Origin of the sequence: Patiriisocius marinistellae (assembly GCF_009014635.1) — a bacterium.
In the GTDB taxonomy this organism is placed as follows: Bacteria; Bacteroidota; Bacteroidia; order Flavobacteriales; family Flavobacteriaceae; genus Patiriisocius; species Patiriisocius marinistellae.
This window is the reverse complement of record NZ_BKCF01000002.1, coordinates 140,635-156,252: the sequence shown is the minus strand read 5'-3', so window position 1 is coordinate 156,252 and position 15,618 is coordinate 140,635. Positions and strand designations below refer to the sequence as shown.

The following is a 15,618-nucleotide window of genomic DNA, read 5'->3' as shown; positions in this document are numbered from 1 at the left end:
TATATAGTTTATCTCCAAAAGAACGATAAAATAGCTTATTTAGATCTAAAACGTTCATTTTTGTAACAAAAATAGTGAAATATGCGTATAAATTTAAAATGCGCTTATGAAATACACAACTCATGGAACTACAGGAAACCATAAACTATTTATTAGAAATAGAGAAACGCTTTTTGATGCATCTGTACCCTTTAAAAGCACTTTTGGTTCTTTTGAAAATCATACCGAAATGAAAACTTGGGAATTTGCTGAATTTTAAAAAGAACAGTTTGCAAAAAAGAAAAAAGAACGCAAACGTTTATGGTTCCTACTTATAGTTTCGGCAATTGTTGCTATTATTGTTTTTTTTCTAGCTCCTATAATTATTGATGGATTACTAGAAGCTGGAGGTGTAAAATTTCCGAAGTTCTAATCCCTTCTCCATGCCTTAGATTCTTCAAAAACATGCTCTAAAATTGCTGCTTCTTGTGCATCAAATTCAATGCTGCGTCTTGCCATTACAATTTTAGCGACCTCAAAGGCTTTATCTGTTTTGTAAGTAACCATGCCTGCAGAACCTCCCCAAGAAAAACTAGGCACAAAATTGCGCGGGAATCCAGTACCAAAAATATTAGCACTTACGCCTACAACTGTTCCTGTATTAAACATAGTATTAATACTACATTTACTATGATCACCCATCATCAATCCACAAAATTGAAGACCAGTTTTTGCAAATCGCTTGGTTTCGTAATTATATAGTTTTACTTCTGCGTAATTGTTTTTAAGGTTTGAAGTATTTGTATCTGCACCTAAATTACACCACTCTCCTAAAACAGAATTTCCCAAATACCCATCATGCCCTTTATTTGAAAAACCAAATAAAACGGAGTTTCCTACTTCACCTCCCACTTTGCAGTGTGGCCCCACGGTAGTTCCTCCATAAATTTTTGCCCCCATTTTAATTGTCGCATTGTCACAAAGAGCAAAGGGGCCACGAATCATTGCACCTTCCATAATCTCAGCATTTTTACCTATATATATTGGTCCATCTGCTGCGTTCAATGAACATAATGGTAATTTTGCCCCCTCTTCTATAAAGATATTTTCTTTATTAAAAACTACGGTTGTTTCTGGAATAGGCTCAGAATCTCTCCCTTTGATCAAAAAATTAAAATCACGTTGAATAGCTTCTGCATTTTTTGCAAAAATATCCCAAGTGTGCTCAATGCGTAAAACATCATCGTGTGAATATTGTATCACATCAAAAGAATCAAAATCTACTTCTTGATTTTCTGAAGTAAAAAAAGCTAATGGTTCATCTTCAAAAAAAACAGCTTGATTTTCTTGTAATCCTTTTATCAATTGAACTAAATTTTCAGAAGGACAAAAACTTGCATTTATTAAAACATTACTCTCTAACTCCACCATTGGCCATTTATCTGCTAAGTAATCTTCTGTCACAGTAGTAGTTGTAAATCCAAGCATTTGCTCCCATTTCTCGCGGATAGTTAGAATACCAACCCTAACCTCAGCCACAGGACGTGTAAATGTAAATGGCAATAATTGATTACGGACACTGCCGTCAAAAAGGATATAATTCATTTTGATTGGTTATTAGTTAAATGGGAAAAATCTTATTCGTCTTTCAAAAATATTAAACAAAACACAGAAAATTATAAAAGCCACTAAAAATATACGTTTTATATCATATCATTACAACGAGTGAAGTAAATGATTATTTAATGTAGCAATCAGCAATCTCTCTGACTAAAACACAAAAAGCCTTCGATTTCTCGAAGGCTCTTAATATAATATAAAACCAAGACTACTCTTTGTCCTCTGTAGGTGCAGCAGCTGGTTTCTTGAATTTTGCATACTTGTTCTTGAACTTGTCAATACGTCCTGCTGTATCTATAAGTTTAGACTTACCTGTATAGAAAGGATGTGACGTTCTTGAAATCTCCATTTTTACAACTGGATACTCAACACCATCAACTTCAATAGTTTCCTTAGTGTTTGCTGTAGATTTTGATAAAAAAACATCATCATTTGACATGTCTTTAAATGCTACTAATCTATAATTCTCTGGATGGATTCCTTTTTTCATCTTAAATTTTCTTTTTAATACTACACTTTCGACCGTTTCGTAAAGCGTGTGCAAAAATAATAATATTTAACAATACAACAATACTTTATCCGCTTTTTTATAAAAGATTTTAATCCCTTCAAAGATACAGGATATCAAAAAATTTGTTCCTCATTAAATATGTAACATTTTATTACATTTGTTTACTAACAACACGAACCAAAAAAACACTAATAAATATGGAAGCAAACAACGTTTCAGTAAAACAAACATCCATGCAATATGGACTGGTCCTAGGAGGGGTTTTATCCTTATTGACTATCTCTATGTACGCACTTAACCCTGAGTTATTTGTAAAATGGTGGGTAGGTATTATTACCATTGTTCTCGTTGTTATAGTGGGAATAGTTTCTACAGCTAAATCAAAATCAAATTTGGGTGGCTTTATGTCATTTAAAGAAGCTTTCTCTGCATATTTTATAACGGTAGCTGTTGGATTAGCAATAAGTACTGTTGTGGGTATTTTAATATTTAATGTTCTTGATCCTGAAATGGCTACTTATATTAACGAAAGAGCTGTTGAAGTAACACGTGAGTTTATGGAAAAATTTAATACTCCCGAAGCAGATATGGAAGCCGCATTAGCCGAAATGCAAAATAATGACAACTTTTCAATTGCAAATCAAGCAAAATCATATGTATTTGGACTCGTATTTCAAGCTGTATTAGGACTTCTAATTGCACTAATTTTCAAAAGAAAAGACCCAAACGCGATAGCATAATTTATGAATATTTCCGTCGTAATTCCGCTTCTCAATGAAGCCGAATCTTTAAAAGAGTTACACCATTGGATTGCAACAGTCATGCAATCCAATGGTTTTTTATATGAAATTATTTTTATCGACGACGGTAGTACTGATGGTTCATGGGAGCTCATTTCAGCATTAAAATTAAAATTTCCTGAGGTTAAAGGCATCAAGTTTTTAAATAACTTTGGTAAATCACAAGCTTTGCACGCTGGCTTTGCAATGGCTCAAGGCAATGTCATTATTACAATGGATGCAGACCTTCAAGACAATCCTGAGGAAATCCCCGAACTTTATAAAATGATTACAGTTGAAAACTACGACCTAGTTTCTGGCTGGAAAAAGAAACGATACGACTCTAAAATTGCTAAAAACTTACCCTCAAAATTATTTAATTATGCAGCTCGAAGAACCTCTGGTGTGCAATTAAATGATTTTAACTGTGGACTAAAAGCGTATAAAAAACAAGTAATAAAAACAGTTGAAGTTACTGGAGAAATGCACCGCTACATTCCCGTTCTTGCAAAAAATGCAGGTTTCACTAAAATTGGAGAAAAAGTAGTTTTGCACCAAGCCCGTAAATATGGTACGACTAAGTTTGGTGCTGAGCGTTTTGTACGTGGATTTCTAGATTTAATAACAATCTGGTTTCTGTCTAGCTTTGCAAAAAGACCTATGCATTTATTTGGAGCCTGGGGAGCAATAATGTTATTTGTTGGTTTCGGCTTTGCCTTATATTTAGGGATTGATAAGCTTTTTATCAACACAACGGGAAGACTAATAACAGAGCGACCACAATTTTATATCTCACTAACCGCAATGATATTAGGAACGCAATTATTCCTCGCAGGCTTTCTTGGCGAACTTACATTACGCAGTAAAAAATCACAAAAAGATTACATCATAGAGCAAGTGATTGAATAGCTTACTATCAAGACTTGCCTTTTTCTAATCCGCTTGATGCTATCATCATGTAAATTGCTACTTTTGCACCACGAAAACAACCCAATGATTTATATAGAACCAAAAACTTTAGACCGTGTAAACGTTTGGCTCACACCTACATTTGATAAAAAAACACAACTCACCGTAAAGGAAATGATTGCAAATGACCCACAAGGTCTAGAAGAAAGCTTTTATAAAAGTTTGGCGTTTGGAACTGGTGGTATGCGTGGTGTAATGGGTGTGGGAGATAATCGTATAAATAAATATACTTTAGGTAAAAATACCCAAGGAATTAGTAATTATCTTAAGCGCTCTTTTCCTTCTGAAATATTAAAAGTTGCTATCGCTTTTGACTGTAGACACAATAGTGCAACATTAGCAAAAGTAGTTGCCGATGTTTTCTCTGCAAATGGAATTGAAGTATTTTTATTCAGTGACCTCCGCCCTACTCCTGAGTTATCTTTCGCTGTAAAATATCTTGATTGTCATTGCGGAATTGTTTTAACAGCATCTCACAATCCCCCAGAATATAATGGCTATAAAGTATATTGGAAAGATGGCGGTCAACTAGTTCCTCCTCAAGATAATGAGATTATAGCCGAAATAAACAACCTTGAATACAGTGCTATTAATTTTAGAGCAGATGAAAATCTCATAAAATATATAGATACTAACGTTGATGAGGCATTTGCAAACGCATCTTTAAAAAATGGAAGCTACAACACACCAAAACAAGCTAAAGAAAATTTAAAAATAGTTTTTACTTCATTACACGGTACCTCAATAACAATGATACCTAAAGTGCTTGAAATGGCTGGGTATTCAAATACACAAATTGTTACTGAACAGGCTAAACCAGATGGTGATTTTCCAACAGTAGTTTCTCCCAATCCAGAAGAGCCAGAAGCACTAAAAATGGCAATTGAGTTGGCTGAAAAATCTAATGCAGATATTGTAATTGGAACAGATCCAGATTGTGATCGATTAGGAATCGCGGTTAGAAACAACGAAGGAAAAATGACTATTTTAAATGGCAATCAAGCCATGGCAATAAAAACATATTTCTTACTACAACAATGGAAATCTCAAAATAAAATCAACGGTAAACAGTTTGTTGCATCTACTATAGTGTCCACACCAATGATTGAGAAAATCGCTCAAAAATTTGATGTAGAATACAAACAAGGCTTAACAGGTTTTAAGTGGATTGCAAAAATGGTAAAAGATTTTCCTCAGCTTGACTTTATTGGTGGTGGTGAAGAAAGTTTTGGATTTATGGTAGGTGATTTTGTACGAGATAAGGACGCCGTTACCGCTACTTTGTTGGCTTGCGAAATTGCAGCACAGCAAAAAGCAAAAGGAAACACATTATACGATTACCTCACCGAAATTTATAACGAAGTTGGTTATTATAAAGAACACCTCATTTCGGTAACCAAAAAAGGTAAAAAAGGAGCTGAAGAAATTACTAATATAATGACTTCTTTGCGTGATAATACCCTAGTTACAATAGCAGGGAGCAAGGTAATACGAGTAGAAGATTATGCTTCAAGTGAAGCAAAAAATATAATTTCAAGTACTTCGGAAATATTAGACATTCCCAAAAGCAATGTGTTGATTTACTATACCGAAGACGGAAGTAAAATTGCAGCACGCCCAAGTGGGACCGAGCCAAAAATAAAATTTTACATAAGCGTCAAAACTTTGGAAAAAAAAGGCGCAATGCAAAAGCTTCAACAAAAAATTGAGGCAATTATAACAGATTTAAAATTGGGGTAACCCTATGTAAATGACACCATTTAGAAAAATTCTCCGCTACGCATTACCATATAAAATGTATGCTTGGCTTAACGTTATTGCAAATATATTTTATGCCCTTTTTGGAACCTTAGCAATGGTTTCATTATTCCCTATGCTCTCAGTACTCTTTGGTGATACTGAGAAGCTAGAAGTTGAACCTATATGGACGGGCTTAGCTAATGGAAAAGAATATGCAGAAGACTATCTCAATTATTTTGTAACACAAAAAGCAAATGAAGGTGTTGATGATGTGCTTATTTTCATGGTAGCACTGGTGATTATCATGTTTTTGTTGAAAAATCTTTTTGGTTATTTAGCAATGTATTTTATTTCGTTTTTACGCAATGGTGTTATAAAAGACTTACGTAATGATCTTTATGAAAAAACTGTAGACCTTCCAGTTTCTTTTTATTCTGAAAAGCGTAAAGGAGACTCTATAGCAAGAATTACAAATGATGTGTTTGAAATTCAACATTCCTTTTTATCAATATTAGAACTCATTGTAAGAGAACCTTTAATGATTCTTTTTGCCATTGGCGCCATGCTACTTATTAGTGCAAAACTTACCTTATTTGTATTTATATTCATTCCTATATCTGGAGTTGTTATTTCTATCATAAGTAAAAGTTTAAAAAAGCACAGTGATAAGGTGCAGGAAGAACAAGGTGTATTTCTATCAATTTTAGAAGAAACTTTAGGAGGATTAAAAATTATCAAAGGCTTTAACGCAGAAAAAATCTTTAGTTCAAAGTTTAAAGATTCTACTACTCGATTGTTTAAATCTTCAAATACACTATTAAATAGACAAAACTTAGCTTCTCCTACAAGTGAGTTTTTAGGAATTGTAACCATTGCCATTTTGTTATGGTATGGAGGTCAAATGGTTTTAGTTGAAAAAACACTAGAACCAGAAGCATTTTTAGTTTACATGGCTTTAGCTTATCAAATATTAACACCTGCAAAAGCAATAAGCAAGGCCAACTCAAGTATAAAAAGAGGGAACTCTGCAGCAGATAGAATTTTAGAAATCCTCGAAACAGAAAGTGCCATAAAAGACAAGGCAGATGCAATTATTAAGGATGGTTTTAATGAAAAAGTATTAATTGATAATATTTCATTTAAATATGAAGATGAGTGGGTGTTACGCAATTTTAGTTTAAACGTTCCCAAAGGTCACACGGTGGCACTCGTAGGACAAAGTGGTAGTGGAAAAAGTACCATTGCAAATTTGGTAACTCGTTTTTACGATGTCAACGAAGGACGCATATTAATTGATGATACCGATATTAAAGATATTACACAACACTCGTTGCGCAACTTGCTTGGATTGGTAACTCAAGATTCTATATTATTTAATGATACTATAAAGCAAAATCTACGCATAGGTAAAGAAAATGCTACTGATGCAGAAATTATTGATGCTTTAAAAATCGCCAATGCTTGGGAGTTTGTAAAAGACTTACCGTTAGGTATCGAAACAAATATAGGAGATAGTGGAAATAAGCTTAGTGGTGGCCAAAAGCAACGTTTGAGTATTGCGAGAGCAGTTTTGAAAAACCCACCTATTATGATTCTAGATGAAGCAACTTCTGCATTAGATACAGAGAGCGAAAGGCTTGTACAAGATGCGTTAGAAAACATGATGAAAAACAGAACATCTATAGTAATCGCTCATAGACTTTCTACCATTCAAAATGCAGATACTATCGTTGTTTTAAGCAAAGGTGAGATAGTCGAACAAGGAAAGCATCATGAATTACTTGAAAAGCGTGGTACTTATTTTAATCTTGTAGAAATGCAATCTTTAGGATAGAAATTGACATTCAATTAGTAATACAATTTATAGAATATTCTAAACAATTGGTAAATACTAATTAGGATATTAAAACTTCACTTAATTACATAAAAAAAGAGCGATTTGGGGCTTCGCTCTTTGTTTTTAGCAACTTACATTTAGGGCTCGCAAGTTGCTTAGTATCATAAGTATGGTACAAATATATAAATTAACATTTCAACAAACAAGAAAAAAGAACGCTTAATCTTATAAATACGCTTTTAATCGTTATAATTTACTTTTTAAGTGTTAATCTTAGGCTTTATTCCTACAACGATTCTTACAAAAAGCGAAAACGGGATAGCCCCCGCTTAATCCCGTTTTCAGTACGGTTCTATTATATTTGAGGCACATAATAAAATCGTATATGTTATTTGCTATGCGAATATATGAAGAATTTTCTTACAAACACACTTTTAATGTATTTTATCGTAATAAAATTGGTTTTAATCGATATTTATTTGATTGTTAGAAATTTCAGAAACAATAATTAAACTATTTTTAAAAAATATCGTCATAATAAAAAACTTACTTTGAAAGAAGAACAAGTATTTATTGAAAATTTAATTAAACCACTTACAAAGGATAAGGCTTTTAATGAGCTTGTTACCATGTATAAGGAGCGTTTATACTGGCATATAAGGAAAATTGTACTCAACCATGATGATACAGATGATGTGCTACAAAACACTTTTATTAAAGTCTATAGAAATCTTGAATCGTTTAAAGGAGATAGTAAACTATATACTTGGATGTACCGCATTGCAACTAATGAGGCACTTACATTTATAAAGAAGAAATCTAAACGAATGCAGATTTCTCCTGGAGAGTTACAAACAAGAGCTATTGAAAACCTTAAGACTGATGTTTACTTTGAAGGAGACACAATACAACTACTATTACAGCAGGCTATTGCAACTCTACCCGAAAAACAAAAACTAGTTTTTAACATGAAATATTTTGAGTCTCATACATTTGAAGAACTTTCAGAAATATTACAAACCTCAGTAGGTGGATTAAAAAGCAGCTATCATATTGCTGCAAAAAAAGTGACCGAGTATCTAAAGTCAAATGAAACCTTTTAACCTAAGATAAGTCATAGAAGCGATGCAAGAAAACAAACAACATACACACGGTTTTAAAATGCCAGAAGGATATCTTAATAACTTTGAGAAAGATCTTGCATTAAAATTAAAATTAGAAAAAATCCCTTCACAGACCGGATTTAAAGCACCCAATACTTATTTTGAATCTATTAAAGGAACAAATTTTACTTCGGAAATTTTAAAAACTGAACCTAAGGTTATAAATTTAAGAAAACTTGCATTAGTAGGAGTTTCAATTGCTGCTTGCCTTGCGGTTATTTTCACATTTACAAATAACCAAAATGACGCATCGCTTGAGACCATTGCAATGACAAATATTGAGGATTATATAATCTCAGATAATATTTCCATTTCACTTGATGATATATCTGCAGAAATATCTGATGATGAAATAGAAATGCTTGAAATTGAAGACGTTCTTTTTCAAGAAACTGCGCTAGAAGAATATCTTCTAGAAACAATTGATACATACACGATTATAAACGAATAAATTAATCTCCATCTTTTTAAAAAAGATGTTTAAAAAGTTACCCGTCTTTACGGGCAATAAATATGAAAAAAATAATGATTGTTCTATTTCTATGTAGCATAGGATTGAACGCACAAGAAAAAAGATTTGAAAAAATAAAAGCTTATAAAACAGCGCACATTACAGAAGCATTATCATTAACTACTGCTGAGGCTGAAAAGTTCTGGCCTATTTATAATGCTCATGAAGAGGTAATGATGACATTAAGAAAAAATGTACGAAAAGAAGTTTTTGAAAAGTTTAAAGATGACGGCGTTGATAAATTAAGTGACGCTGAAGCAAACACGCTTATTGAAAAACATGAAAACTTTAAAGCGGAAGGCTTAAAAAATGAAATAAGCTTAAGAAAGTCTTTAAAGGGAGTAATTTCTCCACAAAAATTTATCAAATTGCAAAAAGCTGAGAATGATTTTAAAAAAAATCTATTAAAACGCTTTAGCAAAAGGGGTAGTGATGGAAAAAAAAAAGGTGATGGAAGGAAAAGAGATCGACCCTAAGCTTTAAAACTCATTAAAAATGCTCGTATAAATTGACTTTTATACGAGCATTTTATTTAAAGACCAATCTTGAAATCTTATTACTACCACTAGCAAAAGCTATTGAATCACTTACAAATTCAATAGCATAAAATCCTTCATTGGATAACTCAACCCAATCTTTTCCTGCATTATTGCTGTAAGATATACCTGGCGAGCCTACGGCTACTAATGCTTCACCATTTGTATTTGGTACAAATTTTACTGATGAACGATAACCAGGCCCCCTACCATTACTTATTAATTGCCACGTTTGCCCGCCATCATTTGTGATGGCTTTGTTTCCTTCATTAAATTCTTTTCGCTCCCAATCACCTCCAAAAATGACTCCTGTTTTCTCATTAAAAAAATCAATGCTATAAATTCCTGTCATTACATTTCCTTGTACCATAGGTGTATTAAAAACCTCCCATGTTTTACCTTTATCAGACGAGTGAAATACTCTTGCTCGCTTCCCTCCTGTTGCAATCCAAGCATGATTTCCAACAATAGAAATATTTGAATTACTTGCTGCAAAAGCTGCTTCTCCTTCGATAATTGGCGGCACTATATCACAAGATAGTTTGTTCCAAGTTATACCGGCATCTCTAGTAATAATAATAGAAAGGCATCCATTTATAGGATCTCCCATTGCTATTCCTTCATTTTCATTCCAAAAATTTATAGCATCATAAAAAACGCCCTCTCCATTTTCTACATATACCTCTGTCATATTTTGAGCTTCATTATTAGCAACATCCATCTTATATAATACTGCTGGGTTTTCAATACTTAATACAAATACAGCTTTTTCTGTTTTTGCTATTGCTCTAAAATTTAAAACCACATCTTCGTACTTAACAGTTGCAATCTTTGGTATTTTTCCATCTATCAAACCTACCACTCCTCTATTTGCAGCAAACCAAACACTATTTGCATCTTGAGGCGAGATAGCTCTCACGCTTAGGCTATCTGATAATATTTCGGTAATTGTTACGGTGGTAAATGGTTGCCTCATTTCCGAAGTACAAGAAAAAAAAAGAGTAACCGAAAGCACTAAAAATATGAAACGCATTTTTAAGAAATTTTAAGTAAAAGTAACCAAAACAAATCATTGCCATTATTATACCTTTGCACAAATTAATGCATGCTGAAATTTAATGCATTATACCTACTAGTTATGAGATTACACCGCACCTTAGTATTTGCAACAATTGACTCGTTAAATCTAATATTTAACGATGATAAAATGGCATCTAAAGTACTTAAAGACACATTGAAAAGAGATAAACGTTGGGGCTCAAGAGACCGCGCGTTTATTGCTGAAACTACCTACGACATTGTAAGATGGAAACGTCTATATGCCGAAATAGCTGAAGTTAAAGAGCCTTATAAAAGAGAAGACTTGTTTAGAATGTTTGCCGTTTGGGCTACAATGAAGGGTATAAAATTACCAGACTGGCCACAGTTTGAAGGCACACCTACTCGCCGAATTAAAGGAAGATTTGATGAGGCTTCGAAAACTAGAAAAGTAAGAGAGTCTATTCCAGATTGGTTAGATGAACTTGGTGAAAAAGAACTAGGAAAGAAATGGGATAAGGAACTTGCTGCACTAAATCAATTAGCAGATGTTGTACTACGAGTTAACCCAATGAAAGCTAAGATTGAAGATGTTGAAAATGCGTTAAGCGACCTAGACATTCGTACTGAAAGAATAAAAGGATACCCTTTTGCACTAAAATTAGTAGAACGCGCAAATGTATTCACTTCAGATGCTTTTAAAAATGGTTGGTTTGAAGTACAAGATGCATCTTCTCAAAAAGTAGCAGCCATGTTAGATCCTCAACCTGGACAACGCATTGTGGATGCATGTGCTGGAGCTGGTGGGAAAAGTTTACATATTGCTTCCTTAATGGAAAATACTGGACAAGTATTATCACTAGATATTTATCAAAATAAATTAAATGAACTCAAGAGAAGAGCACGCCGTAATGGTATTCATAATATTGAAACGCGCGTTATCGACTCAACTAAAGTGATAAAAAAATTAATAGGAAAAGCAGATAAGGTATTACTAGATTCACCATGTACAGGACTTGGGGTTTTAAAAAGAAACCCAGATACTAAATGGAAAATGAACCCTGATTTTCTTGCTGAAATAACTAAAACTCAAGCCGAAATTCTTGATTCTTATTCTAGAATGGTAAAACCTGGTGGAGATTTAGTATATGCTACTTGTTCTATACTACCTAGTGAAAATGAAAAACAAGTTAAAGCATTTTTAAAAAGAGAATCTGGCAAAGATTTTGAATTTGTAAAAGAGGAAAAAATCCTTCCTTCAAAATCTGGATTTGATGGTTTTTATATAGCTTTATTAAAAAAGAAAACAATAGAAGATTAAACACTTATGAAAAAAATTACACTCTTATTTGCAATAATTTTTACAACTATAGCAAGTGCACAACAAGCTTATTACAATGATGTTGATTTAACATTAACTGGACAAGCGCTATATCAAGAACTCCAGCAAAAAATTAATATTAACAATAACTCTTTCACTTATGGGGATATTAGAGATTCTGTAAAATTCACTGATGAGGACACAGAAAACTCAAACAACGTTATATTAATTTATGGCTATGATGATTCTAGTTGTACAACTCAACGTAGTAGGGACAAAGATGATTTTGGAGGCACTACATGTGAATATAATAGAGAACATACTTTTGCACGTTCAAATGCAAATCCATCAATGGGAAATGTTAATAATGGTACCACAGGGATTGGCGCAGACCCACACAATTTAAGGTCAAGTGATCAACAAATGAATAATAATAGAGGAAGTAAAAAATTTGCTGATGGCTCTGGTAATGCTGGTAATGTTGGGAGTGGAAACTGGTATCCTGGCGACGAGTGGAAAGGCGATGTAGCACGTATTATGATGTATATGTACACTCGATATGGAAATCAATGCTTACCTTCTTTAAATGGTGTAGGAGCTACGCAAAGCGGAAATGATATGCTACAAGTATATTTACAGTGGAACATTGAAGATCCCGTAAGTGATTTTGAAGATCAAAGAAATCCATACCTTGAAACCAACTACGGAAATCGTAACCCTTTTATTGATAACCCTTATTTAGCAACGCTTATATGGGGCGGAGAAGCTGCAGAGGATCGATGGGATCTTTTTTCAATAGAAGACAATATTCTTTCTAAAATTACTATTGCTCCTAATCCAGCTACTAATACTGTAAGTATTTACAACACAAACACTACTGAATCTATAACTGCAATGATTTATACAGTTACAGGAAAAAGGGTAGCAACACTAGAAGTAAACCAAGCAAATGAAATTGATGTAAGTTCTTTATCTAGTGGACTATATTTGTTGCAACTTTCTAGTAGAAACACAAATATTATAAAGAAGCTAATTATTAAATAAATTATTAAATATTATCATCCTATATTAATTAGTTTAAAATATTAGGGAATAAAAAAGGGCGTTCACATTTTGTGAACGCCCTTTTTTATTCTCAATATCCTATTATTAACATTTGCAAAATAATTAGAAACAGATAATAATTTAAATGAAATTACAAAATATGATAGTCCTGCAACTCGCCATTTAAAAAATTTAATAAAATTAAACGCTAAACAATTCTAGCGATTATATATAAAAAAATAGCTAAAGCAGCACCAAGATTTACATACTAAACATCAAGTCTATTAAATTTTATAAATTAAAAAAGGCTCAACAATGATATCATCGTCAAGCCTTTTTTTTAAAAGAACTTTAAAATCCTAAAGTGGTAAGAGTATTACCTTTAATTTACTAAAATCCTCTTAGTCGCTTGAAACTCTCCATTACTAAGTTTTACAAAGAAAACTCCTTGTGGTTGTCCATTAAAATCTAGTAAGGTTGTGTGCTCATTACCCATTGATTTTAACTTACTGTCCATAATTTTTTGACCTATTGTATTATAAACTGTATAATTTATACTTCCAAAATCTCTAGTAGTTGTAAAATTAACATTATACTGTCTTCCTCCATAAGGAGTAATTGTAAAATCACCAGCATTAAATTCAGAATCATTAACCGCTAATAATGTATTATCTACAACAGTAGTAAAAGGGTCATTAGGATTATTTTCATCACCTGCTAAAATTGTTTTAGCCTCAATTTCATATGTAGTTTGTGGTGTTGACAAATCTACTGTCTGAGCAAAAGTAAAAGTATCTCCTGATAGAGGCTCTAATGTTCCAGAAAATGTTTCTGTCGCTACCAAAGAACCATCAACTCTTAATTCTATTTCAAAGTTTGATTGTGCATTATTCCCAAAGTTAAACACATTAATTGTTACTGTTTCAGCTACACCTAAATCCCCAGTTTGAGGTGAAACAAAACTTGAAACCCCTACGTCAGCCGCAAGGCCATTGTTCAGTTTAAAAGAAGCTATACGTGTTCTCCATTGATTAACCGCAACAAAGTATTCCGTTGTAAACCAAAATGTAGAACCATCTGGATCCATAGATAAGTGCGCATAATCTCCAAATCTATTTGTAAAAGTTTGACGACCAGTTCCATCAAGAATTGTACTTTCTGGAAATGTCATTACCCCAAGTTCATCTCCATCAAAACGTCCTGTGTATTTAATACTATTAAACGTTTCTCCACTACCTAAACTATATCCCATCCCAATATTTCCATCGATATCCATTGCAGCACTACTCATAAATCTTCCTTCTCCATCTGCTGGAGCATATGTTCCTTCTTGAAAAATAGACCAATCATTTGTATCATCATTACGTAATTCAATCCATCTAATTCCTGGTGTAATCCCACCTATGTCTGTATTAAAAGTTATTACCCATGAATTATGATCTGTAAATCTTCTATAATTTGCTGCATAACTAATAATTCCACTTTGAGCATCATATCTACGTGTAGTACCAGGTTGATCAATATCACCTTGTCCAAATTGTCGCAAAAAAGAATCAAATGGCTGTGTAGGAATTTCTAATGGATTTGCAGAAATCGTCGAATTTCCAGGTGTTGCAAAATCAACATCAATTTCCCATACTTTTAAATGATCAAAACTAATTCCACTCCAAGCATCATCTTGTAAATAAACAATATAACCTGGTGCATCTTCATCAAAATCACTTCCTAGCAAATGAGCTGGCTCTGGACTAAAAACAGTTGCAGGATTTCTTCTTACCTGTGGCAAATTAAAGCCAATTATGGCAGGGTTAACATCTCCGTCTAACATAGCTTGTCTATCTAAAACGTATGTAGTATTTCCATTATTTTTATTTGCAGTCAAATAATACCCATCATGCCACACTGTATAATGAGGATAGTCAGGAAATGCATTTAAAGAATACTCATAGACATTATAAGAACCAGTAGGATCTGCAGTATCAGAAATTCCAATTATCAAAGCATTATTTGAAATCTGAAATTGACTTACAAAAAAACGATCTGCTAATTGATCATACATCACAATTGGATCACCATTATTTGCTCCATTTCCTAGAAAAGCGCCTAATGAAGTAGGGCCTGCTAATAAATTTCCTGTTTTATCAAAAATTTTAACAACAGAATTAGCCGAATTTACATAATGATTAGGACCTACAGCCCCAGTAGGATCAGGAGGAAAAAAGCCACCTGACTCTTGTACTGTAATTCCATCAAAATTTTCTATAACTTGTAATCGTTCTCTTGTTCCCTGTTCCGTTTGTCTAACAGGATCTTCACCATCTGCAGGTAAAGCATTTGGATTAAAAACAAGGTTTTCTTCAGTTGGGTCAAAACGTTGTTTTATTTCCATTTGTTTATCAATACCAGCAGTACGAAGTTCATTAATGGTTGGCATATTTCTTAATGGAATTGATTTCCCAAGAAATGTACCATGTGTAATTTCAGTTGGTCCTTCTGTGGCTTTTTCTTGAGCAAAAAGTGAGGTCGCCCCTATTAATGCAAGTCCAAGGAATAATTTTTTCATAAAATAT

14 protein-coding genes are annotated in these 15,618 nt (G+C 33.1%); 10 read left to right on the top strand and 4 right to left on the bottom strand.

Annotated features, from left to right (window positions below; all coding sequences use genetic code 11):
* The first annotated feature begins 106 nt into the window (after window positions 1-106).
* Window positions 107-259, top strand: a complete 153-nt coding sequence (locus GB234_RS15060; RefSeq protein WP_172966857.1) for a hypothetical protein — start codon at window positions 107-109, stop codon at window positions 257-259.
* A gap of 149 nt (window positions 260-408) precedes the next feature.
* Here the strand turns inward: GB234_RS15060 and GB234_RS07320 are convergent, their stop codons facing one another.
* Together GB234_RS07320 and GB234_RS07315 are read right to left on the bottom strand one after the other, a co-directional pair.
* Window positions 409-1,584 (bottom strand): GlmU family protein, encoded by a 1,176-nt coding sequence (locus GB234_RS07320; protein WP_151893900.1) that lies wholly within the window; start codon window positions 1,582-1,584, stop codon window positions 409-411.
* A gap of 223 nt (window positions 1,585-1,807) precedes the next feature.
* Window positions 1,808-2,089, bottom strand: a complete 282-nt coding sequence (locus GB234_RS07315) for a type B 50S ribosomal protein L31 (RefSeq protein ID WP_151893899.1) — start codon at window positions 2,087-2,089, stop codon at window positions 1,808-1,810.
* A 218-nt stretch (window positions 2,090-2,307) separates the two neighbouring features.
* On the opposite strand from GB234_RS07315, the gene GB234_RS07310 reads away from it, so the two are divergent.
* The 7 genes from GB234_RS07310 to GB234_RS07280 all read left to right on the top strand — a co-directional run bounded on the left by GB234_RS07310 (window position 2,308) and on the right by GB234_RS07280 (window position 9,585).
* Complete coding sequence (locus GB234_RS07310) at window positions 2,308-2,850, top strand: DUF4199 domain-containing protein (protein ID WP_151893898.1); 543 nt, start codon at window positions 2,308-2,310, stop codon at window positions 2,848-2,850.
* A 3-nt stretch (window positions 2,851-2,853) separates the two neighbouring features.
* Window positions 2,854-3,798, top strand: coding sequence for a glycosyltransferase family 2 protein (locus GB234_RS07305; RefSeq protein WP_151893897.1), 945 nt, complete (start codon window positions 2,854-2,856; stop codon window positions 3,796-3,798).
* A gap of 84 nt (window positions 3,799-3,882) precedes the next feature.
* Window positions 3,883-5,598 carry a phospho-sugar mutase gene (locus GB234_RS07300; RefSeq protein ID WP_151893896.1) on the top strand — a complete coding sequence of 572 codons (1,716 nt, stop codon included), beginning with the start codon at window positions 3,883-3,885 and terminating at the stop codon, window positions 5,596-5,598.
* A gap of 10 nt (window positions 5,599-5,608) precedes the next feature.
* Window positions 5,609-7,432, top strand: coding sequence for an ABC transporter ATP-binding protein (locus GB234_RS07295; RefSeq protein WP_151893895.1), 1,824 nt, complete (start codon window positions 5,609-5,611; stop codon window positions 7,430-7,432).
* A 554-nt stretch (window positions 7,433-7,986) separates the two neighbouring features.
* On the top strand, window positions 7,987-8,538 hold the full coding sequence (locus GB234_RS07290; RefSeq protein WP_151893894.1) for an RNA polymerase sigma factor: 552 nt from the start codon (window positions 7,987-7,989) through the stop codon (window positions 8,536-8,538).
* Between the two features lie 22 nt (window positions 8,539-8,560).
* Window positions 8,561-9,049, top strand: a complete 489-nt coding sequence (locus GB234_RS07285; RefSeq protein ID WP_151893893.1) for a hypothetical protein — start codon at window positions 8,561-8,563, stop codon at window positions 9,047-9,049.
* Window positions 9,050-9,111: 62 nt separating this feature from the next.
* A complete protein-coding gene (locus tag GB234_RS07280) occupies window positions 9,112-9,585 on the top strand; it encodes a sensor of ECF-type sigma factor (RefSeq protein WP_151893892.1) in 474 nt (157 codons plus the stop codon).
* 52 nt (window positions 9,586-9,637) lie between these two features.
* Here the strand turns inward: GB234_RS07280 and GB234_RS07275 are convergent, their stop codons facing one another.
* Window positions 9,638-10,678, bottom strand: coding sequence for a WD40/YVTN/BNR-like repeat-containing protein (locus tag GB234_RS07275; RefSeq protein WP_151893891.1), 1,041 nt, complete (start codon window positions 10,676-10,678; stop codon window positions 9,638-9,640).
* Window positions 10,679-10,783: 105 nt separating this feature from the next.
* On the opposite strand from GB234_RS07275, the gene GB234_RS07270 reads away from it, so the two are divergent.
* On the top strand, window positions 10,784-12,004 hold the full coding sequence (locus GB234_RS07270; RefSeq protein ID WP_151894162.1) for an RsmB/NOP family class I SAM-dependent RNA methyltransferase: 1,221 nt from the start codon (window positions 10,784-10,786) through the stop codon (window positions 12,002-12,004).
* Between the two features lie 6 nt (window positions 12,005-12,010).
* A complete protein-coding gene (locus GB234_RS07265) occupies window positions 12,011-13,048 on the top strand; it encodes an endonuclease (protein ID WP_151893890.1) in 1,038 nt (345 codons plus the stop codon).
* Between the two features lie 382 nt (window positions 13,049-13,430).
* Here GB234_RS07265 and GB234_RS07260 read toward each other — a convergent pair whose 3' ends face one another.
* Entirely contained in the window at window positions 13,431-15,611 is a 2,181-nt protein-coding gene (locus tag GB234_RS07260) for a T9SS type A sorting domain-containing protein (protein ID WP_151893889.1), read from the bottom strand.
* Between the last annotated feature and the right edge of the window lie 7 nt (window positions 15,612-15,618).

Bases quoted from the DNA above. Each gene is read 5' to 3' on its own strand.
- GB234_RS15060 (WP_172966857.1), top strand. From the start codon at position 107: ATGAAATACACAACTCATGGAACTACAGGAAACCATAAACTATTTATT.
- GB234_RS07320 (WP_151893900.1), bottom strand. From the start codon at position 1,584: ATGAATTATATCCTTTTTGACGGCAGTGTCCGTAATCAATTATTGCCA.
- GB234_RS07315 (WP_151893899.1), bottom strand. From the start codon at position 2,089: ATGAAAAAAGGAATCCATCCAGAGAATTATAGATTAGTAGCATTTAAA.
- GB234_RS07310 (WP_151893898.1), top strand. From the start codon at position 2,308: ATGGAAGCAAACAACGTTTCAGTAAAACAAACATCCATGCAATATGGA.
- GB234_RS07305 (WP_151893897.1), top strand. From the start codon at position 2,854: ATGAATATTTCCGTCGTAATTCCGCTTCTCAATGAAGCCGAATCTTTA.
- GB234_RS07300 (WP_151893896.1), top strand. From the start codon at position 3,883: ATGATTTATATAGAACCAAAAACTTTAGACCGTGTAAACGTTTGGCTC.
- GB234_RS07295 (WP_151893895.1), top strand. From the start codon at position 5,609: ATGACACCATTTAGAAAAATTCTCCGCTACGCATTACCATATAAAATG.
- GB234_RS07285 (WP_151893893.1), top strand. From the start codon at position 8,561: ATGCAAGAAAACAAACAACATACACACGGTTTTAAAATGCCAGAAGGA.
- GB234_RS07280 (WP_151893892.1), top strand. From the start codon at position 9,112: ATGAAAAAAATAATGATTGTTCTATTTCTATGTAGCATAGGATTGAAC.
- GB234_RS07275 (WP_151893891.1), bottom strand. From the start codon at position 10,678: ATGCGTTTCATATTTTTAGTGCTTTCGGTTACTCTTTTTTTTTCTTGT.
- GB234_RS07270 (WP_151894162.1), top strand. From the start codon at position 10,784: ATGAGATTACACCGCACCTTAGTATTTGCAACAATTGACTCGTTAAAT.
- GB234_RS07265 (WP_151893890.1), top strand. From the start codon at position 12,011: ATGAAAAAAATTACACTCTTATTTGCAATAATTTTTACAACTATAGCA.
- GB234_RS07260 (WP_151893889.1), bottom strand. From the start codon at position 15,611: ATGAAAAAATTATTCCTTGGACTTGCATTAATAGGGGCGACCTCACTT.